Annotated in this window: 21 protein-coding genes; 16 read left to right on the top strand and 5 right to left on the bottom strand. The window is 67.7% G+C overall.

All coding sequences use genetic code 11. The features are described 5' to 3' along the window. The first annotated feature begins 52 nt into the window (after positions 1 to 52). From cysS to V2L32_RS12785, 8 genes are all read left to right on the top strand, one after another. Positions 53 to 1,522: a cysteine--tRNA ligase gene (cysS, locus tag V2L32_RS12820; RefSeq protein WP_331232820.1), complete on the top strand. Its 1,470-nt coding sequence runs from the start codon at positions 53 to 55 to the stop codon at positions 1,520 to 1,522. Between the two features lie 68 nt (positions 1,523 to 1,590). Then, a complete protein-coding gene (locus V2L32_RS12815) occupies positions 1,591 to 2,229 on the top strand; it encodes a DUF6517 family protein (protein WP_331232818.1) in 639 nt (212 codons plus the stop codon). Positions 2,230 to 2,289: 60 nt separating this feature from the next. Next, on the top strand, positions 2,290 to 2,931 hold the full coding sequence (locus tag V2L32_RS12810) for a DUF6517 family protein (protein WP_331232817.1): 642 nt from the start codon (positions 2,290 to 2,292) through the stop codon (positions 2,929 to 2,931). 30 nt (positions 2,932 to 2,961) lie between these two features. Then, positions 2,962 to 3,696 (top strand): 3-oxoacyl-ACP reductase family protein, encoded by a 735-nt coding sequence (locus tag V2L32_RS12805; protein WP_331232816.1) that lies wholly within the window; start codon positions 2,962 to 2,964, stop codon positions 3,694 to 3,696. Between the two features lie 37 nt (positions 3,697 to 3,733). Further along, entirely contained in the window at positions 3,734 to 5,014 is a 1,281-nt protein-coding gene (locus tag V2L32_RS12800) for an amidase (protein WP_331232815.1), read from the top strand. A 173-nt stretch (positions 5,015 to 5,187) separates the two neighbouring features. Beyond that, positions 5,188 to 5,721 carry a hypothetical protein gene (locus V2L32_RS12795; protein ID WP_331232814.1) on the top strand — a complete coding sequence of 178 codons (534 nt, stop codon included), beginning with the start codon at positions 5,188 to 5,190 and terminating at the stop codon, positions 5,719 to 5,721. Between the two features lie 202 nt (positions 5,722 to 5,923). Next, positions 5,924 to 7,207, top strand: a complete 1,284-nt coding sequence (paaK, locus tag V2L32_RS12790) for a phenylacetate--CoA ligase PaaK (protein ID WP_331232813.1) — start codon at positions 5,924 to 5,926, stop codon at positions 7,205 to 7,207. Between the two features lie 60 nt (positions 7,208 to 7,267). Next, the gene (locus V2L32_RS12785) at positions 7,268 to 7,744 is read left to right on the top strand and encodes a MaoC/PaaZ C-terminal domain-containing protein (protein ID WP_331232812.1); all 477 of its coding nucleotides are present in this window, start codon (positions 7,268 to 7,270) and stop codon (positions 7,742 to 7,744) included. Here V2L32_RS12785 and V2L32_RS12780 read toward each other — a convergent pair. Then, positions 7,741 to 8,664 carry a thiamine-phosphate synthase family protein gene (locus V2L32_RS12780; protein ID WP_331232811.1) on the bottom strand — a complete coding sequence of 308 codons (924 nt, stop codon included), beginning with the start codon at positions 8,662 to 8,664 and terminating at the stop codon, positions 7,741 to 7,743. The genes V2L32_RS12785 and V2L32_RS12780 overlap by 4 nt on opposite strands. A 109-nt stretch (positions 8,665 to 8,773) precedes the next feature. Between V2L32_RS12780 and V2L32_RS12775 the strand changes: the two genes are divergently transcribed. Continuing rightward, positions 8,774 to 10,267: a sodium:solute symporter family transporter gene (locus V2L32_RS12775; protein ID WP_409348370.1), complete on the top strand. Its 1,494-nt coding sequence runs from the start codon at positions 8,774 to 8,776 to the stop codon at positions 10,265 to 10,267. A 152-nt stretch (positions 10,268 to 10,419) separates the two neighbouring features. Beyond that, positions 10,420 to 11,238, top strand: coding sequence for an alpha/beta fold hydrolase (locus V2L32_RS12770; protein ID WP_331232809.1), 819 nt, complete (start codon positions 10,420 to 10,422; stop codon positions 11,236 to 11,238). Between the two features lie 9 nt (positions 11,239 to 11,247). Here the strand turns inward: V2L32_RS12770 and V2L32_RS12765 are convergent, their stop codons facing one another. The 3 genes from V2L32_RS12765 to V2L32_RS12755 all read right to left on the bottom strand — a co-directional run bounded on the left by V2L32_RS12765 (position 11,248) and on the right by V2L32_RS12755 (position 14,256). Then, a complete protein-coding gene (locus tag V2L32_RS12765; protein WP_331232807.1) occupies positions 11,248 to 12,009 on the bottom strand; it encodes an enoyl-CoA hydratase/isomerase family protein in 762 nt (253 codons plus the stop codon). A 37-nt stretch (positions 12,010 to 12,046) separates the two neighbouring features. Further along, positions 12,047 to 13,501, bottom strand: coding sequence for an ATP-binding protein (locus V2L32_RS12760; RefSeq protein ID WP_331232806.1), 1,455 nt, complete (start codon positions 13,499 to 13,501; stop codon positions 12,047 to 12,049). A gap of 116 nt (positions 13,502 to 13,617) precedes the next feature. Beyond that, positions 13,618 to 14,256: a helix-turn-helix domain-containing protein gene (locus V2L32_RS12755; protein ID WP_331232805.1), complete on the bottom strand. Its 639-nt coding sequence runs from the start codon at positions 14,254 to 14,256 to the stop codon at positions 13,618 to 13,620. Between the two features lie 82 nt (positions 14,257 to 14,338). Here V2L32_RS12755 and V2L32_RS12750 point away from each other — a divergent pair, with 82 nt between their 5' ends. The 6 genes from V2L32_RS12750 to V2L32_RS12725 all read left to right on the top strand — a co-directional run bounded on the left by V2L32_RS12750 (position 14,339) and on the right by V2L32_RS12725 (position 18,204). Continuing rightward, positions 14,339 to 15,280, top strand: a complete 942-nt coding sequence (locus tag V2L32_RS12750; RefSeq protein ID WP_331232804.1) for a Phenylacetic acid catabolic protein — start codon at positions 14,339 to 14,341, stop codon at positions 15,278 to 15,280. Between the two features lies 1 nt (position 15,281). Then, on the top strand, positions 15,282 to 15,608 hold the full coding sequence (gene paaB, locus V2L32_RS12745; RefSeq protein WP_331232803.1) for a 1,2-phenylacetyl-CoA epoxidase subunit PaaB: 327 nt from the start codon (positions 15,282 to 15,284) through the stop codon (positions 15,606 to 15,608). Further along, positions 15,605 to 16,414 (top strand): 1,2-phenylacetyl-CoA epoxidase subunit PaaC, encoded by an 810-nt coding sequence (gene paaC, locus V2L32_RS12740; protein ID WP_331232802.1) that lies wholly within the window; start codon positions 15,605 to 15,607, stop codon positions 16,412 to 16,414. Before paaB ends, paaC begins: the two co-directional genes overlap by 4 nt. Next, complete coding sequence (gene paaD / locus V2L32_RS12735) at positions 16,411 to 16,866, top strand: 1,2-phenylacetyl-CoA epoxidase subunit PaaD (RefSeq protein WP_331232801.1); 456 nt, start codon at positions 16,411 to 16,413, stop codon at positions 16,864 to 16,866. The genes paaC and paaD overlap by 4 nt, the downstream gene beginning before the upstream one ends. Further along, positions 16,863 to 17,027 carry a 1,2-phenylacetyl-CoA epoxidase subunit PaaE gene (gene paaE / locus V2L32_RS12730; RefSeq protein ID WP_331232800.1) on the top strand — a complete coding sequence of 55 codons (165 nt, stop codon included), beginning with the start codon at positions 16,863 to 16,865 and terminating at the stop codon, positions 17,025 to 17,027. Before paaD ends, paaE begins: the two co-directional genes overlap by 4 nt. A 73-nt stretch (positions 17,028 to 17,100) precedes the next feature. Then, positions 17,101 to 18,204: a DsbA family protein gene (locus V2L32_RS12725; RefSeq protein WP_331232799.1), complete on the top strand. Its 1,104-nt coding sequence runs from the start codon at positions 17,101 to 17,103 to the stop codon at positions 18,202 to 18,204. A 238-nt stretch (positions 18,205 to 18,442) separates the two neighbouring features. On the opposite strand, the gene V2L32_RS12720 is transcribed toward V2L32_RS12725, so the two are convergent. After that, the gene (locus V2L32_RS12720; RefSeq protein WP_331232798.1) at positions 18,443 to 19,378 is read right to left on the bottom strand and encodes a peptidyl-alpha-hydroxyglycine alpha-amidating lyase family protein; all 936 of its coding nucleotides are present in this window, start codon (positions 19,376 to 19,378) and stop codon (positions 18,443 to 18,445) included. Positions 19,379 to 19,448 lie beyond the last annotated feature (70 nt).

The following is a 19,448-nucleotide window of genomic DNA, read 5'->3' as shown; positions in this document are numbered from 1 at the left end:
CGGTCGGATCGGTTCGACGCTTTTTAACGGTCCGCAGGCCTCTCGGAGAGCGATGAGTCTCAGGGTGTACAACACGCTCACGGGCGAGACCGAGCCGTTCGAGCCACGCGATCCCGATTCCGTGCTGCTCTACTACTGCGGGCTCACCGTCTCGGACCTCCCGCACCTGGGACACGCCCGCGCGTGGGTCCACGTCGACGTCGTACACCGCTGGCTCTCCTGGCTCGGCTACGACGTCCGCCACGTCGAGAACTTCACCGACGTCAACGAAAAGATCGTCGCCCGGGTCGGGGAACTCGGCGAGAGCGAGGCGACGGTCGCCCGCGAGATGATCGGCCGGACGCTCTCGGCGATGCGCTCGCTCAACCTGCTTCGCGCCGAGGTCTACCCCCGGGTCTCCGAACACGTCCCCGAGATACTCGACCTGATCGAGTGGCTGATCGAGCGGGGTTACGCCTACGAGGCGAACGGGTCGGTCTACTTCGACGTCACGGCGTTCGAGGGGTACGGGAAGCTCTCGAACCAGGAGATAGAGGAGGTGGAGTCACAGGGTGAGGAGACGGGCGAGAAGCGTCACCCGGCGGACTTCGCGCTCTGGAAGGCCGACGGCGTCTCACGGGAGGCGCTCGCCGAACACGTGGCGGAGCTCCCCGAGGAGCCACCCAAGGGACGGACGTGGGGCTCGCCGTGGGGCGAGGGCCGTCCAGGCTGGCACATCGAGTGCTCGGCGATGAGCATGACCCATCTGGGGGAGTCGATCGACGTCCACATCGGCGGCCAGGACCTCGTCTTCCCGCACCACGAGAACGAGATCGCCCAGAGCGAGGCGGCGACGGGAGAGGAGTTCGCGCGCTACTGGCTGCACGTCCGCCTGCTCGAAACCGAGGGGGAGAAAATGTCTTCGAGCCTGGGGAACTTCTTCACCGTCGAGGACGCCGTCGAGCGGTTCGGCGTGAACGTCCTCCGGATGTTCCTGCTCTCGACGTCGTACTCGAGTCGCCAGACCTACAACGAGGCGGCGCTCTCGGAGGCCGAAGAGCGCTGGGAGCGCCTTTCGAGAGCGTACGAACGGGCCGTCGATGCCGCCGACGGCCCCGACGCACGGACGAAGGTCGAGGACCGGGAGCTCCGGGAGACGATCGAGAGCGCTCGGGAGGCGTTCGTCGCCGGGATGAACGACGACTTCAACACGCGCGAGGCACTCGCGTCGTTGCTGTCGGTCGCGAGCGCCGTCAACCGCCACCTGGACGCGGGCGGGCCCTTCGACTACCGGGGGCTCACCCGGGCGATCGAGACGGTCGAGGAGCTCGGCGGCTCCGTTCTCGGGTTCGTGTTCGGCGCCGAGAGCGAGGGGACCGTCGAACTCGCGGAGGAGCTCGTCGGGCTGATCGTCTCGCTCCGGGAGGAGGAACGGGAGGCCGGCGCGTTCGATCGGGCCGACGAACTCCGCGAGGAACTGGAACGGCTGGGGGTGACGGTCGAAGACGGCTCCGAGGGGCCGACCTACCGGTTGCCCGAGTGATCGGTTAGGGGCTGGCGAAGCGACTCTGCCCGGAAAACGTATACGATAGCGTAGGAGATTAGCGGTCGATGAAACTCTCACGGCGTGCGGTCGGCGTCGCGGCGGCCGGAACGCTCGTCTCGACCGCCGGCTGTGTCGGGTTCGTCACCGGGAGCGACTCGCTCCGGTTCGAGGCCGACCCGGCCGAGCCGAGCGAGGAGACGCTCTCTGCGACGGAGTACGACGAACGGCGTATCGAGACACGGACGATCACGGAGTCGTTCACCGTCGCCGGGGTGACCCGGGAGGTCGACGCCCGGAACGTGCTCGCGGAGTACGAACGCGCCCTCGACGCGGGGCCGCTCGGACGCGCTCGGACCGCGAGCTTCAGCGCCTTCTCGACCCCGCAGGTGGATCTGCTCTGGCGGACGTTCAATCCGATCGCCGAGCTGGACAACCGGGAGGTGGCCGAGCAGGTCGCGAGCGGCTACGACGACGTGAGTATCGGCGAGGAGGTCGATCGGACGACGCTCTCGGTCCTCGGTGACGAGGTCGAGGTTTCGACGTACACCGCCGAGGCGTACGTCGGGAGCGAACTGACCGAGGTCCACCTCCACCTCGGAACCGCCGAGGCCACCGAGGACTTCGTCGTGGTCGTCGGGATCTACCCTCGGCTCGTCGACGACTCGGAGGAGGTCTACCACCTCGCCGAGTCCCTCTCGCAGTGACTCGACGCGGGCGGCCGTAGGCACCGCGTAGTAATACCCCGAGGTGGGGTAGGTCGGTCGATGCTCTCGCGACGAGCCGTACTGGGTGGTGCGGCGGCGACGGTGCTGGCGGCGGCGAGCGGCGTCGGCGTCGCCCTCGGCCGCAGTTCGCTCGATACGGTCTCCGAACCGGTCGGGGTCCGGGAGGAGACCCTCTCGCTGACCGACTACCGACCCCGGGTCATCGGCCAGACCCGTTTCACCCGCGAACTCGGCGCGGGGAGCGCCAGCCACGACATCGGGACGACCAACTACCTCGCGGAGTACGATCGACGCGCGAGCCTCGGATCGCTCACCGAGACCCGACTCGGCGTGTTCGCCGTCGTGAGCACGCCAAAGGCACAGCTCCTGGGGCTGCCGCTGAACCCGATCGCGTGGGCCTCCGAGCGACGCCTCGTCGAGCTGTTCCAGACCCGTTACGACCGGGTTCGCGACATCACGCCCGTCGCCTCCGAGGAGGCGACCGTACTCGATACGGTGGTCTCGATCGACGAGTTCGACGCCGTCGGCAGCGTCTCCGATCGGGAGGTCCCGCTCACGATGCACGCCACGCGCGTCGAGTCCCGGGCCGACGTGGTGCTCGCGATCGCGCTCTACCCACGGCCCTTAGAGGACGAGCGGCCCACCGCGTTCAGCCTGTTCGAGGGGATCGAACACGGATGAGTTTTCCCTTCTCACCGTGAGCGGGAGGACATGCCGAGCGCACTCGTCACCGGCTCCTCGCGCGGGATCGGTCGTGCCGCCGCCGAACGTTTCGCCCGCGACGGCTACGACGTCGCGGTGAACTACGTCTCCTCGGAGGCGGCCGCCGAAGCGGTCGTCTCGGGGATCGAATCCACGGGGAGGGATGCCGTCGCGATCCGGGCGGACGTGAGCGACCCGGACGCGGCGGAACGTCTCGTCGATTCCGCCGTAGAGGCGTTCGGCGGGCTCGACCACGTCGTGAACAACGCCGGGATCGACCAGCACGTCCACACCGACTCGCTCTCGCCCGCCGACTTCGACCACGTCATGGACGTAAACGTCAACGGCGCGTTCACCGTCACAAAGGCGGCGCTCACCCATCTCCGCGAGTCCGGGGTCGAACCCTCGCCCTCGATTACCAACGTCTCCTCGATACTCGCACACACGGGCGCGCCGATCGAGTGCCACTACGCGGCGTCGAAAGCCGGTCTGCTCGGGCTCACGAAGAGCCACGCCGCCGACTTCGCGCCGGAGGTCAGGGTGAACGCGATCGCGCCGGGACACATCGAGACGGATATGACCGGTGACCGGACGGAGGACGAGCGCAGAGAGCAACTGGAGTCGATCCCCGTCGGCCGGTTCGGCCAGCCGACGGACGTCGCGGACGCGGTCGCCTATCTGCGGGACGCCGGATTCGTCACCGGCGAGACCCTGGAGGTCAACGGCGGCGAGCTGATGCGCTGACCGGCGGTTTCTTCGTCTCCCTGTGCGAGGGTGAGCCATGATCGACGCAGAACCCCTCGCGGTCGCCGTCGACGCGCTTCGATCCGGGGAGACGACCCCTCTCGACTACCTCGACCGGCTCCGCGACCGGATCGATCGCCACGAATCGGACGTGAGGGCGTTCGTCCCCGAACCCGAGTGGGACCGCCTCGAGCGCGAGGCGCGGGCGCTCCCCGAGCGGTTCCCCGACCCGGACTCCCGACCGCCGCTGTACGGGACACCGGTGGGAGTGAAGGACATCTTCCACGTCGAGGGGATGAAGACGCGTGCCGGTTCCGAGCTGCCGCCGGAGGTCCTCTCGGGACCGGAGGCCAGATCCGTCGAACGGGTCCGAGCGGCGGGTGGCCTCGTCCTCGGAAAGACCGTGACGACCGAGTTCGCCTACTTCGATCCGGGGCCGACGCGGAACCCCCACGACCTCGCGCACACCCCCGGTGGCTCCTCGAGCGGCTCCGCGGCCGCCGTCGCCGCCGGGTTCGCCCCGCTCGCGTTCGGGACGCAGACCGTGGGATCGGTGATCCGACCCGCGGCGTTCTGTGGGGTCGTCGGGCTGAAGCCGAGTTTCGGACGAATTCCGACGACCGGGGTGATACCGTTCTCGACCTCCGTCGACCACGTCGGGCTGTTCACGGGGGACGTCGCGGGGATGGGGGTGGCCGCCGCCGTCTGCTACGACGACTGGCGGACGCTGCCGGAGCCCGAGGATCCAGTCCTGGGCGTCCCCGAGGGGTCGTACCTCGGGCAGGCCGACGACGTTGGCCTCGACGCGTTCGAGGCGGCGGTCGAGCGGCTCGCCGCCGCAGGGTACGATATCGAGCGTGTGGAGGCGCTCTCGGGGATCGACGGGATCAACGAGCGCCACCAGCGGCTGATCGAGGCCGACGCCGCGCTCGTCCACCACGAGTGGTACGAGGGATACGGCGAGCGCTACTCCGAGCACATGACGGGGATCGTGGACGGGGGCCGCAAGGTTTCGGTCGGGGAGCTGGCCGACGACCGGGCCGGCCGCGACAGGCTCCGTTCGGAGCTCCACGCGGCGATGGACGAGGCGGGGATCGACTGCTGGCTCTCGCCACCCGCGCCGGGACCGGCACCCGAGGGGATCGACTCGACGGGCGATCCAGTGATGAACCTCCCGTGGACGCATTCGGGGCTGCCGACGGTGACGGTTCCGGCAGGGGAGAGAGAGGGGCTGCCGGTCGGGCTCCAGTGTTCGGCGCGCTTCGGCGCGGACGAGCGCCTGCTCGCGTGGGCCGAGGGGTTCGAGGGAGCGCTCTGAGGGTGTGCTACAGCGGTTCGCAAGCTCTGTTTTCCAGACTGTCGAACTAATCAATGTAGGCTGTGTACGGTGCAAGTAATCGAATGGGGACTGATGGGCATGGGCTGCTAGCGGATCAGATCGATTTCTAGTCTACGCAAAGATACTTACCGATTCGATTCTTGATTTACTATATGGACCGCCGTGGCTTCCTCGCTTTAGCAGTTGCCCCGCTCTCAACTGTGACTGGGGGATGTTTGGGACGGGGGTCGACCACCACGACGCCCGCCGAGATGAGCATCGATGCCCATCACTGGAATGGCATCGTCCTCGAGGACAACAGGCGCGTCGCCGAGGAGATCAACTGGCGGGACACCCCGAACGCGTACCGGACGATCATCACCGATTCAGCGGACGCCGATGAACGACTCGAACGACGGGACGAGCTAGACGAGTTCGTTCGAGAGACCGACTTCGAGGAGTCGTACCTTCTCATCATCGTCGCAGGGTACTGGTCGAGCGACTACGAACTGGCTGTGAACGAGGTCTCACGGACGGAAACCGGTCTCAACGTGAGCCTGGAAACTGTTGCTCCGACGGGCGGTCAAGTAGACGACGAGGCCCCCCATTCGGTAGTTCTTCGCGTGAAAGATGAACGGGACGTCATCCCCGACGAAGTAACCGTTCAGGTCGATGGAGAACGGGCTGGTACGACCGGGATTGACTAGTTCGCATCTCTGCAAAGCGTCTGATTCGTTTCCTCTGGCTCCCAACGGTGACGCTTCCGATAGGGAACGGGAGGACTGCCGATCGGAGTTCAGTGTTCGGCACGCTTCGGCGCGGACGAGCGACTGCTCGCGTGGGCCGAGGGGTTCGAGGAAGTACTCCAACGATCGTGAGGGTTTTGTCGGTGCCCGGTACAGAGCGGACATGCACACAGACCGCGAGCGCTGGTCGAGAGAGCGGTTCACCGAGTGGCAGGACGAGCGACTGCGAGAGACGCTCGCCCACGCCACGGAGAACGTCCCGTTCTACCGCGAGCGCTTCGCGGACGCGGGGATCGATCCCGGCGAGGTAGCTGGGATCGACGAGCTCCCCGAGGTGCCGTTCACGACGAAGGAGGACCTCCGCGACCACTACCCCGACGGGATGTTCGCGGTCGACGGGAGCGAGATCCTGCGGCTGCACGCCTCGTCGGGGACGACCGGGAAGCCGAAGGTGGTCGCCTACACGGAAGGCGACCTGGAGCTCTGGAGCGAGGTGATGGCCCGCTCGCTCGTCGCGGCGGACGTCGACCCCGGGCAGACGGTCCAGAACGCCTACGGCTACGGCCTCTTCACCGGCGGCCTCGGCGTCCACGACGGCTGCGAACGCCTCGGAGCGACCGTCATCCCGATCGGCGGGGGCAACACGCAGCGACAGGTCGAGTTCCTCGCGGACCTGGAGAGCGACGTACTCACCTGCACGCCCTCGTACGCGCTCTACGTCGCCGAGACGGCGCGGGAGATGGGGTACGATCCACACGAGTTCGCGCTCTCGACGGTGATAATCGGTGCCGAGCCGTGTACCGAACCGATGCGCGCGGAGATCGAACGTGCGCTCGACGCGACGGTGATAGACATCTACGGGCTCTCGGAGGTGATCGGTCCGGGGGTCTCGATCGAGTGTCACGAGGCCCAGGACGGACTCCACGTCCACGAGGACCACTTCTACCCGGAGGTGATCGATTCGCGTACGGGAGACGTGCTCCCCGAGGGCGAGGAGGGCGAACTCGTCTTCACCTCGCTCACCAAGGAGGCGTTTCCCGTCGTTCGCTACCGGACCGGCGACCTGAGCAGCCTCCACTACGGTGAGTGTGCCTGCGGGCGGACGCTCGTCCGGATGGAGAACGTGACGGGGAGAACCGACGACCTCCTGATCGTTCGCGGAGTGAACGTCTACCCCAGCCAGATCGAGTCAGTAGTGTTGGACTTCGAGGCTGTCGCGCCGTACTACCGGATCGACCTCGGTACCGAGGACGGGCTGGATCGGATCGCGATCACGGTCGAGTTAACGGACGAGGTCGACGACAGGGAGAGTCTACGAGAACGGATCGACGAGCGTCTGAAGAACGTCCTCTCGCTCACGCCGGACGAGCTCCGACTGGAAGGGCCGGGCGAACTCGAACGGACCGAGGTGGGGAAGGTGAAGCGGGTGTTCGACGAACGGGAGTGAGCCTCGCGACCGGCGGCGACGAGAGACAACGTATTTGTCACGATCGTTCGAAGTCGGCGTATGCCCTACAGCTACGAACCGCACCACTACGAGGCGTTCGAGGTCGGCCAGACGTTCCAGAGCGTCGGTCGCACGGTCACCGAAACCGACCTCGTGAACCACTCGGCCTTTACCGGCGACTGGACCGAACTCCACACGAATCGGCACTTCGCGGAGGAGGAGTACTTCGGCGAGCGCGTCGCCCACGGCCCGATGACGTTCTCGCTCGCGACGGGCTTCGTCTACCGGTGTGGGATCGTCGAGCGTACGGTACTCGCCTTCCTCGGCATGAACTACATGGACATTCCTGCCCCAGTCGCCGTCGGCGACACCGTCTCGCTCGCGATGGAGGTCACGGAGAAACGCGAACTCTCGAGCCGCGAGGACTGCGGGCTCGTCGTGATCGACTCGGAGATGACGAACCAGGAGGGCGAGACCGTCTTCGCGGGCGATATGAAGTTCCTGATCAAGAGACGCGAGGCGAACCCGCAGTTCTAAGCCCTCGAATTTCCGCTGACGAGCGCGAGCGCCCGTTCGACGGCGGCCTCGGCGTCCTCGCCGAAGACGTAGCAGATCGGTTCGATCCCGAACGCACCCCGATGGAAGGCGACCTCGGGGACTCCCGCTTTCTCGAAGAGCTCCCGGAGTCGGTCCCCGCGGTCGTCATAGTCGGCGTCGAACTCGAGGACGGTGAGGTCCATCCGCTCGGCCGCCGCGAGCACCGCCTCGTCCGTCGCGAGGTTCAGAGCGCCCCGTACCTCGGGATCGACCGCGTGCGCGGAGAGGATCGCCGTCGCGACGTTCTCGGAGCCGCCGAACTCGGGGTCTGCGGGGACGCGAACCCGGCCGCGCATCTCGAAGATCCGGCCGGGGATCGCCGCCACCTCGACCTCCCCGGTCGCGCCCGGAAGCGCCATCCCGACGTTCGTGCCGACCTTCGGGATGTGAGAGGCAAAGGCCGGGCTGGCCTTGAGCCGTCTGGTCGCCGTCCGCACGGAGGCGAGCACCGACCGTTCGCCGAGGCGGTCGGCGTCCGGACCGCGGACACAGAGGTCACAGCCGAGGCCCTCGAGTTCGGGCATCGCCTCCTCGTGGACCGCGCAGATCGGCCCCCGATCCTCGAGTTCCTCGACCAGCGCGAGGACGGTGGCGAGCGCCTCGTAGGGTTCGAGGCTGCCGGAGGCGAGCCCGGAGCCGACCTCCCCCACCGTCCGCCGGACCCGTTCGTCCTCCGCGAACCGCGGTTCGATCGCAACCTCGCCCGCGAGCTGTTTGCTCACCGCCGCCTGCGTGACGCCGAGGTGGGCGGCGATCTCGCGCTGGGTGAGCCCCCGTTCGGCGAGATCGGCGGCGAGTAGCGCCCGGAACGTGGGGAGGAAACGGTCGACGACGATCTCGTCCGGGAGGCGGAGGGTCATGGCTCTCTCTCCGTTCGCCGGGACAAATAACCCACCGTGACCATCGGGTGGTATAATCAACTATTATAACCCGAGAAACCCTCGGTCGGCCCATGGAGAACGTGGCTCGATGGTGAGCGAGGGGCTGGCGCTCGGCGCGACGGTGGTGACGCTCGTCTGTCTCGCGGCGATCGGGATCGGGTACTCGAGGGGGCGGATCGGGTCGGTCGACGACTACACGACCTCACGGGGGACGACGGGGACCGGAACGACCGCGGCGACGGTGCTCGCCTCGAGCATGGGCGCTTGGATTCTCTTCAGCCCGGCCGAGGCGGGCGCGGCGTTCGGCGGGCTCTCCGCAGTGGCCGGCTACGCGGTCGGCAGCGCGAGCGCCGCGCTCGTCTACGTCTTCCTCGGGCCGCGGATCAGGCGGCTCGTCCCGGAGGGGCGCACGATCACCGAGTACGCGCTGGTGCGCTACGGCCGAGCGATGTACGTCTACGTCCTCGTCGTGAGCGTCCTCTACATGTTCATGGCGCTCGCGGCGAACATGACGGGGATCGTGGGCGTCCTCTCGCTGGTCGCGGAGGTCCCGCCCTGGCAGACCGCGGCGCTCGTCGGCGGGTTCGTCCTCCTCTACACCGCCTACGGTGGACTGAAAGCGAGCATCGTCACCGACACCGTCCAGTTGATCGTCATCCTCCCCGCGCTGGGGCTCGTCTTCGTCGCGACGCTGCTCGCCCTCGGCGGCCCCTCCGAGGCGAGGACGACCGTCGCCGCGACCGACCCGACACTGCTCGATCCGGGCTTTCTCCCGGGACTGCTCTTCGGCGTCTACGTCGTGATCGCGATCGTCGGCGCCGAACTCCTCAACCAGGCCTGGTGGCAGCGCGTTTACGCCGCCGAGCACGTGCGAACCGTCCGGCGATCGTACGCCCTCGCCGGCGTTCTCACGGTCCCGGTCGTGCTGGTCGCCGGGCTCTTCGGCGTGCTCGCCGCGGGCCACGGTCTGGTGACGGTGCCGGGAGACGCGAGCGTCGCGCTGTTCGCGCTCGCCCTCGAGGTGCTCCCCGAGTGGCTGCTGGTCGTCCTGGTGGTGCTCGCGCTCGTGCTCGTGACGAGTTCGATCGACACCCTGTTCAACGCGATCGCGAGTGTCGTGGCCGCCGACCTCCCCCGGGCGGTCGGTCTGAGCGACCGATCCCTGCGAACCGTCGGTCGGCTCGCGACGGTCGTGGTCGCGCTCGGGGCGACCGCCATCGGTGCGCAGTCGTACAGCGTCCTCGAACTGTTCCTCACCGCCGACCTCTTCGCCGTCGCCACGGCCGTCCCGCTGCTCGCAGGGCTCTACACGGGCCGGATCGGCGGCCGGGGCGTCCTCGCTGCCGCCGTCTTCGGCCTCGCGGTCGGCGTCGCGTTCATGCCGACGCTCTCGCCGGTCCTGGGGCTCGTCGTCCCCACAGGGATCCTGCCGGAGCCGTCGTTCCTCCACGCGTTCGTCGGCGCGGCGGCCGCCTCCACCGTGGCGACGGTCGCGTTGCAGGCGCTCGGGTTTTCCCGGTTCGACCTCGGAAGACTCTCGACCGAGATCGTCGCGACCGAAGAGCTGGTCGCCGACGACTGAACCGGTCACGGAGTCGGACGACTTTTGCTCCCCCCTCGCGTCTCGTGGGTCATGTCACCAGTGCTGTCGCGCCGTCGGAGGGCGCCTCTCCGGGTTCGAGAGCGCTTCCCGCCCGCATCGCTCGCTACCGTCTCCCGACCTCTTCCCGGACCGTGAGTCCGATCGGACGCCCGCTGCGGCGGGGTCGCTGGGCGGATCACCAGTACGTCTCGGTCGGGTCGGGCGAACGGACCCTCCTCGTCGTTCCCGGCCTCAACGACCCGCTCTGCCGGGTCGCCGACCGGCGCTGGTTCTCCCTCCTCGTTGCGACGTTCTGCGGGCGGTATGCGACGGGCCGCCGCGTGGCGATGGTGAGCCGCCCGCCCGGCCTCTCGGAGGGGCTGACCGTCGCGGAGATGGCCGCCGGCTACGAACGCGTTCTCGAGGAAACGGGACCCGTGGACGTCCTCGGCCTCTCGATGGGCGGGTTCGTCGTCCAGCACCTCGCCGCCACCTCCGACCAGGTAGAGAGAGCGATCCTCGGGCTCTCGGCGTACCGGTTGGGCGAGCACGGGCGTCGGGTGCTCGAGCGCTGGCGTGACCTCGCTGAACGTGAGCGCTGGCGACCGATCTGTGACGAGGCCGGTACGATGGTCGCGGGCGGTCTGAAGCGTCCGTTCGTCCGGGGCGCGGTGAACCTCTACGGGGCGTTCGCCTCGCTCTCGCCGGTCGACCGGGAGGACTTCCTCGTCTCCACCGACGCCTGTCTCGCGTTCGACGGCACGGACGTCCTCACCCGGATCGACGCCCCGACACTCGTGATCGGCGGGGGAGACGACCCCTTCTTCACCGAGGGCGGCTACCGAAAGACCGCCGCGAGCATCGACGACGGACGGCTCGCGATCATTCCCGACGTCGGTCACGAGGCGGTACTCGATCGGAAACGGGCGTTCGACCGGGCGATCACGCGGTTTCTCCGGTACACGGGGTGAGTCGGAGAACTAGAACTCCGGATCGCGGCCCTCCAGGAACGCCGAGACCCCTTCGCCGTGTTCGTCGGTCCCGTAGGCGAGCGCCTGGACGTGGTTCTCGTAGTCGAGTGCGCCCTCGACCCCCTTCCCGAGGTTCGCGTGGATCGCCCGCTTCGCGAGGCCGATCGTCCTCGTCGGCCGAGCCCGCAGGACCGAGAGCAGCTCCTCGACCCGGTCGTCCAGTTCGCCCTCGGGGACCGCCTCGTTTACGAGGTCCATCTCGGCGGCCTCGTTCGCGTCGAAAAAACGCCCGGTGAACGAGAGCTCCTTCGCGGCCCGAAGGCCGACGAGCCGCGGGAGGAGGAAGGTCCCGCCGGTGTCGGGAACGAGTCCGACACGAACGAACGCCGCGGAGAAGCGCGCGGAGTCGGCGGCGTAGGCGAAGTCGGAGAGGGCGACGAGCGCGAGGCCCGCCCCGACCGCGTCGCCGTTCACCCGCGCGACGATCGGGACCTGACACGACAGGGCCTCCTCCGCGAGCCGTCCGAACGTCTCGGTGATCCGATCGAACGCCTCGGCGGGCGACTCCTCGCGGTCGGCCATCGCCTCGACGTCACCGCCGGCGCTGAACGCCCGCCCCTCGCCGGTGAGCACCACCGCGTGCTGCTCGTCGGGATGGAGATCGGAGAGGTGATCGGCGAGTTCGGCCGCGTGGTCGGTCGTAAAGGCGTTCAACACGTCCGGGCGGTCGAACGTGATCGTCCGCACACGGTCGCTGTCGGTAGTTCGCATAACTGGTCGACCGGACGGAGGGGGTAAAACGTCCCGGTCAGTCCGCGCTCGCGTCGGATCGCTCGCGTCGGGAAATCGCCTCCCCGTCGAGCGTGTACGTCCCGTCGGTCGCCCGGGAGACGAACGGCGTGGTCGAGAGTTCTTCGAGGAGCGACCAGAGGCGGTGGATCGGGATCTCGACCTCTCCGTCGAGGTCGTGGAGCGTCGAGCCGCCGGGGGCGAGGCGCTCGAGTACCGTCCAGGCGTCCTCTTCCGAACAGGGAGAGCGCTCGGCCGCCCGTCCGATCGCCGCCGCCAGAACTGGCGACCGGGCGCGGGGGATACCGCCGTGCGATCCGTCACGGCTCTCTCCGTCGTCCGGCCCGGGGGTGGCCGCTTCCGCCTCGAGCGCCCGCTCCAGTTCGCCGATTCGGTCCCGAAGCGCCGCCAGCTCCTCGTCGCCCTCCCCGAACGTCGTCTGGATCGGTTCCGGTCCCGAAAACGCCCCCGCGAGCTGTTTCGCGGCCGTCGAGATGTCCTGTGCGGAGGCGAGTTCGCGTTCGAGCTGGCCGATCCGTCGGTCGCGCTGCTCGATCTCGGCCTCCAGTTCGGCGACCCGATCCCGCTCGCGCTGCTGGGACTCCGAGATCTCCTGGAGGTCGCCGACGAGCGCGTCGCTCACCGATTTCAGTTCCGGGCGCTCGAAGTCGTCGAGGCCGGGCGTGGCGCCGGCGTCGAACGTCCGCTTTCGATCGAACTGCACCCGCCTGACGTCCTCGTCGGTCCAGTCGGTCTGGACGAACGCCTCGCCCGCGCCGAGATCCGAGACCGCCTCGCCGTACTCCGGGCCGACGATCCGTTTCACGACGTCCGTGTCGTTGTCCCACGTGAGCCGGTGCCAGACGAGCCAGTTCGCCTGCGTGATGAAGTCCTTCTTGACGTCGGCGGGCCGCTGGCTGATCCCCACGATGCCGAGGCCGTGTTTCCGTCCTCGTTTTCCGACCTTGATCAGCATTCGTCCCGTCTCGTTCATCCCGCCGCCCTCCGGGATGTACTCGTGGACCTCCTCGACTACCAATAAAAAGGGCTTCTTCAGCTTCTTCTCTTTCGCGAAGAGGTGGCGGGCGGTCTCCCGCAACAGTTCGTCCGCGGCCCCCTCGTCCAGATACCCGGAGACGTCGAGGATCACGGGAACGTTCCCCTCCAGTGCCAGCTCCGCGACCTTCTCGGCGTGTTCGGGGCCGACCTGGATGTCACACTCCTCGTCAGCACCCGCATGCAGCAGTTCGTACTCCTCTTTCAGCCCGTAGTACTCGCCGTCGGTGTCACAGACGAGTACGGGGAAGGCGGCCTCGAGCAGTTCCTCGATGACCACGCTCGCGGTGTTCGACTTCCCGCTGCCGCTCTTTCCGGTGACGAACCCCCGGCCCGTGAGCACCTCCACGGCCGGCAGTTCCACGCGCTCGTTGCCGTCGACGCGCTTCCCGACGCCGATCGCCTGTTCGGTACTCACGGCGCAATCCCTCCACGGACTCGTCTACTCATCGCTCGAAACCTCGCGACCCTGATATTTGAACCTTCGGCCTCTCGGGTCGTCGCCGCCCGCTCGGTTGACAGGGCGACCCCGGCCTAACCCAGCGTCCGCTCCAGCAACGACGACTGCCCGCGTCTGAGCCGTTCGAGGAACGCGGACTTGCTGATGCCGATTCGGGAGGCGACCTCGCTCGCGGTCGACTCCCGGGGGATCTCGAAGTAACCCGATTCGAGCGCGACCCGCAACGCCTCCTCCTGTGGGGACGTGAGATCCCACCGGGCGGCGACCGCACCCTCCTCTTCGGTTCCCAGGGGGTAGACGCGCTCGAGCGTCACGCCACCCGTCTCGCCGGCCCTGTCGAGCACGCCCCGAAGCACGTCGCGGCCGACGACCGCCCCCGTGTAGCGCTCGACGCCGTCGCGGTACCGAAGCCGTTCGACCATGAAGCCGACGTCGGTCAGCGCGTGGACGGCACAGCGCCGTTTCGAGAGACACCGAAGGTTCGTCCGGTCGTCGGCCCGCGAGACGTGGAGGTACCTGATCCGGTCGTCGGTATCGAGAGCGGCGGCGACCGCCTCGCCGCCTTCCGCGTCGACGCTGCATCGGAGCAGCGCGTAGCCGTCGGCGCGGCGCTGTGGGGGTTCCGCCTCGATCTCGGTCCCGGAACTCGCCTCCGCGAGCGGACAGTCGTCGCCCGTCACACGGACCTCGACGACGAGACACTCCTCGATCATGTGACGGAGAACCGTTCCGAGATTATAAAACCAGTCTATAGACGGGTGAACCGGTTTGTGGGTTCGTGAACAATCGTCCGTTATGGACTTGGAGACGGTCAGAGAGCGTGCGGGCCCGCGGGCGTTCAGCCCGAAACACGACCTGCCAGAGGAGTACAGGGAGGCGGCGACGCGGATGATCCAGTTCCACGCCAACAGCGAGGTGATGGGCGGCTATCTGGACAAACAGTTCACCCGCCACGCCCCGAGCATCGACCGAAAACTCGCCTGTACGGCGAAAGTGCAGGACGAGATCGGCCACGCCCAGCTGCTCTACCGGGCGGCCGAAACGCTGGGCGTGAAGACGAGAGAGGAGATGTTAGACGAACTCGAACGGGGAGACGGGAAGTTCCTCAACTGTTTCCACTACCCCGTCGACTCGTGGTACGAGGCGCCGATGATCGACTTCTTCGTCGACGGCGGGGCGATGCGCAGGCAGGCGACGCTCAAGGCGACCAGCTGGGAGCCCTACGCCCACGCGATGGACAAGGTCTGTTTCGAGGAGGGATTTCACGTCAAACACGGCGAGGACATCCTGCGGGAACTCATGGGGAGTTCGCGGGCGAACCGGGAACGAGTGCAGGAGGTCTTCGACGAGTGGTGGCCGCGGATCATCCAGTTCTTCGGGCCGCCGAACAAGGACAGCGTCCACAACGATTTCGCCCAGGACGTCGGGCTGAAGACGGCGAGCAACGACGACCTCCGTCAGGCCTTCCTGAACGCCTACATCCCGAAGGCGGAGAAACACGGTCTGGAGATCCCAGAGACTCCTCGAATCGAGTACGACGAGCGCTCGGGGAGGTACGAACTGGAGTACGACGACCTCGACTGGGACGAGTTCTGGACGATCGCGAGAAACGAGTACGAGGGCAGTCACGAACAGATCGGCGCGCGGCGTCGGCGCCAGGAGGCGGTCTCGTGGGTGCGCGAGTCGATGGATCGCTGGGAGCGAGAGGGGTCGAAAGCACCACAGGCGGCCGATTAGTATGATCTGGGAAGTGTTCAGACAGGAGCGGCCGGGGAAGTACCACACCCACTGCGGGAACGTCCACGCGCCCGATAAGGAGATGGCGAAGCTGTTCGCACAGATCCAGCACGGCCGTCGGATGCAGACGAACAGCCTCTGGGTCGTTCCCAGGGACGAGGTGAGCGAGGTCGACACCGACGAGGCGACCTTCGGCGGCGCGACCGACAAGGCCTACCGGTGGGCGATGACGTACAACCGGGTCGACGCGAGTTTCGCCGCGGAGGTCGAAGAGAGCGAGGAGGAACAGCGCGAGGCGGCGCGAAAGCGCGAGGAGGCCGAGTCGTGATCGACCGCGAGGACCTGGGCGAGCGAGAACGCGAAGCGGTCTGTGAGCTCCTCTTCCGGCTCGCCGACGACGAGTTCGTGATCGCAGAGCGCTACACCGAGTGGCAGATCTACGCGCCGACGATCGAGTCGGATCTCGCGCTCGCGAACATCGCACAGGACGAGTTCGGCCACGCGCGGCTCTGGTACGACTGTCTCGCCGACCTCGGCTACGCCGAGGCGGAGTACCTCTGGGAGCGTCCACCTACCGAGTTCCGTCACGCGACGCTCTGCGAACTCGCGTTCGCGGAGGGCGACTGGGCGGACGCCGTCGTCAGGAGCTACCTCTACGACACGGCCGAACGCCTGCGCCTGGAGGCGCTCGTCGACTCGAGCTACGTCCCGATCCGGGACCGCGTGGGGAAGGTCATCGCCGAGGAGTCGTATCACCGAGACCACGCCTCGAACTGGCTCGACCGGCTGGCGAGCGAGTCCGAGGGGAGCGAGCGTGTACAGGCCGCGACCGAGCGACTGTTCCCGTACGCGCTGACGCTGTTCGAACCCGGCGACAGCGAGGAGATGATCGTCGACGCCGGCTTTCGGACCGAATCTCTCGACGACCTGCGGACCGAGTGGCTGGAGACGGTCGTCCCGTATCTGGAGTCGCTGGGAATCGAGGTGCCCGAGCCGGAGTCGGTCTCGCGACCGGAGACGATCGGTCGCGACGGCTCTCACACGTCGGACTGGGACGACCTCCACGATTCGTTCACCGCGACGTACCACGAACTCGGGTTCGCGGAGCCGACGCGGCTCCGGGGTGAGCCATGAGCGGCGAGTTCGACCTCGACGACGGGGTGAGCGAGGAGGGTACGCTCTCCGAGGAACCGACTCCCTGTGCGTACACCGAGTACCGCGAGGGCGAGGGCCACGCGGAGCTTCCGAACACGGGTGCGGGAAGCGAGGGCGTCGAGGCACGCGTCTGGGACGCGCTCTCCGAGGTCGAAGACCCCGAGATGCCGGTGAGCGTCGTCGATCTGGGGCTGATCTACGACGTGGCGATCGAGGAGAGAGAGGAGACCCACGCGACGGTAACGATGACGCTCACGTACACGGGCTGTCCGGCGCGGAGGATGCTCACAAACGAGATCCGGGAGGCGGCCGCGAGCGCGGACGGAGTCGACTCGGCCGAGATCAGACTCGTCTGGAGCCCCGAGTGGTCGATCGATCTCGTTACCGAGCGCGGGCGAGAGAGCCTGCGGGAGTTCGGGCTGAGCGTATGAGGGGTCTCGACCCGAGCGTCGACGTCGCCGACGACGGTCCCGCCGAGTGTCCGTACTGCGGGTCGACCGAGACCGAGCGCGAGCACCCGAAGGGGCCGTCTCTCTGTCGGTCGATGCACTTCTGTCACGGCTGCGAGCAGCCGTTCGAGCGGTTCGAGTGAGCGTTTCGTCCCGGACGACCGGATAGTTTCACGAAACGGGTCGCTTATCCCTCGGAAGACTGTCCCGTAGTCAATGGGATCAGGAGAGGGTACCGAGTGGAGGGAGCTCCGAGCGGGGCTCCCGCTCGGACGGCGGACGTTCCTGCTGGCCTCCGGCGGGGTAGCTGCCGCCGCCGCCGGGTGTGCCGACGAGGACGGAGGTGGCGACGTCGACCCGATCGACGACGACGACCTCGGGGAGTACACCGGTGACGACGAGTCGGAGACCACGGTGGACGACGGGACCGAACCGGACGGCTCGACCGACGAGGGAGCCGAGACACCGGACGGGGAGACGGCCGACGACTCCGACAGGGAGACGGACACCACCGAGGAGGGGACGGAGACACCCGACGAAGGGGAGGACTCGGAGGACGAGGGAAGCGACACGCCCGAAGAGGGGACCGGAACGGAGGAGGGGTCCGACGACTCGGCCGACGATGAGACCGAGACGCCGGAGGAGGCGGAGACACCCGAAGAGGAGACCGAGACCACCGAGGGAGAGGACGAGGAGGGCGGCGACGATCGGGATGAGAGCGAGGACGACGAGGAGGAGGGAGACGAAGAAACACAGGGAATCGACCAGGATCACCCTGCGGCGAGTGGGATCGGTGGGTCACCGGTGCTCGGTCCCGACCCCTCCTCCGCTCCGGCGGTCATCGTCGCGTTCGACGACCCGTCCTGTCCGAACTGTGCCGATTTCCACCGGGGTGCATTCCAGGACCTCCGGGCCGACACCGACGCGGGCGAGCTGTCGTTCGTCTGGCGGGGGCTCCACGTGACGGAGGACTGGTCCGAACCGGCGCTGCACGCGCTCTGGGCGACCTACGATCGCGACCGGTCGGCCTTCTGGGGACTGAAATCGCACCTGTTCTCGCAGCAGGGGTCGCTCTCCGAGGGCTCGATCCTCGACGAGGTCGAGTCGTATCTCGAGGGGACCGGCGTCGACGCGGCGGCGGTCCGCTCCGAGGCGGAATCGGGGGCGTACGGCGATCGGATCGGGGGCGACTACGACGCGGCGAGAGCGGCCGGCGTTCCGGGAACGCCGGTCTTCTTCCTCTTCCGAGGTGGCGAGTTCCTCACGACCGTCGAGGGCCCGCAGAACTACGCCGTCTTCGCGAACGCGCTCGGCCTGTAGGTCGGTTTCGGTACGCGAGGGAGAAGGCACGGTACGGGTGACGAGGCGTGGTTCGCGGCCCTCGGCGGTGGTTCCCGGGTCGGGGAGGACACCTCAATATCGGTGGTTCGCCGTTTCCGACGCTACCGTCCACCTCGTCGAGGAGTTCGCGGGCCATCGCGGCCGCGGCCTCCACCGGAGGAGGGTCCGATAGGCGGAGCGATCGTCCGGTCAGATCGGCGGTCCCTCGCTCTCCCGGTCAGTCGCGTCTCTCGAACTTCTGTATCGCTCTCGGCCCACGGTCGATCCCCTTGTAGGTGTACGAAACCTCGCCCACGTAGAGGTCCCCGTTCGAGTCGACGGCGATCGCGTGTGGCGCGACGAACAGGGGGTCGTCAGTCGGGTGCCGTTCGTTTCCCCACCGCGTCAACAGCTCGCCGTCGGCCGTGAACACGCTGACCCGTCGACAGAGTTCGGAGACGAAGACGGCGTCGTCGACGACCACGTCGGTCGGTCGGATCAGATCGGTCCACTCCGCGACGAGCTCGCCACTGGTATCGAAGACTTGGATCCGGGAGTTCTCCCTGTCGGTGACCCAGAGCCGGTCCTCGCCGTCGCAGTAGATCGAGTGCGGTAGCCTGAACTCGCCCGGCGCGGGCCCCGGCTGCCCCCAGGATCGGAGGTGCTCTCCGTCCGGATCGAACGCGTGGACTCTCGCGTTTCCGTAGCCGTCGGCGACGAAGATCTCACCGGAAGCGGACACGGCGACGCCGGTCGGGCCGTTGAACGGACCGGCTCCCCTGGTGATCGAGGCGATCCGCTCGAAGAGGTCGGGAGCGTCGTGACGGTAGCCGGTCTCGGCGGGTTCGTCTTCGGTTCCAAGCGTCAGCAGGAGCTCGCCGTCCGGGGTGAACTTCCTCACCGTGTGGTTCCCGTCGTCGGTACAGTAGACGTTTCCCTCGGCGTCGAGACCCAGCCCGTGGGGTCGATCCGAGAAGTAGTCGTCGCCCCAGGACGACAGGCGCTCGCCCGTCGCGTCGAACACCATCACTGGCCGTCCGCTTCGGTTCAACACCAGGACCCGGTCCTCCTCGTCGACGCGGACACCGCCGACGTCGCGGAACGATTCGCCCTCGGACACCTCCGCCCACCCGGAGACGAGTTCGTACGTGTAGTCGCCGCTGCCGTAGATCATGGAGTCTCCACCTGCGTTCACCCTCTTAACTCTTCAGTCGGTCCCCCCTCGGTCGGGACGAACCCGAGCG

Origin of the sequence: Halalkalicoccus sp. CGA53 (assembly GCF_036429475.1) — an archaeon.
Lineage (GTDB): Archaea > Halobacteriota > Halobacteria > Halobacteriales > Halalkalicoccaceae > Natronorarus > Natronorarus salvus.
Note: the sequence above shows the minus strand (reverse complement) of the source record. Positions and strands in the feature narration are given on the sequence as shown.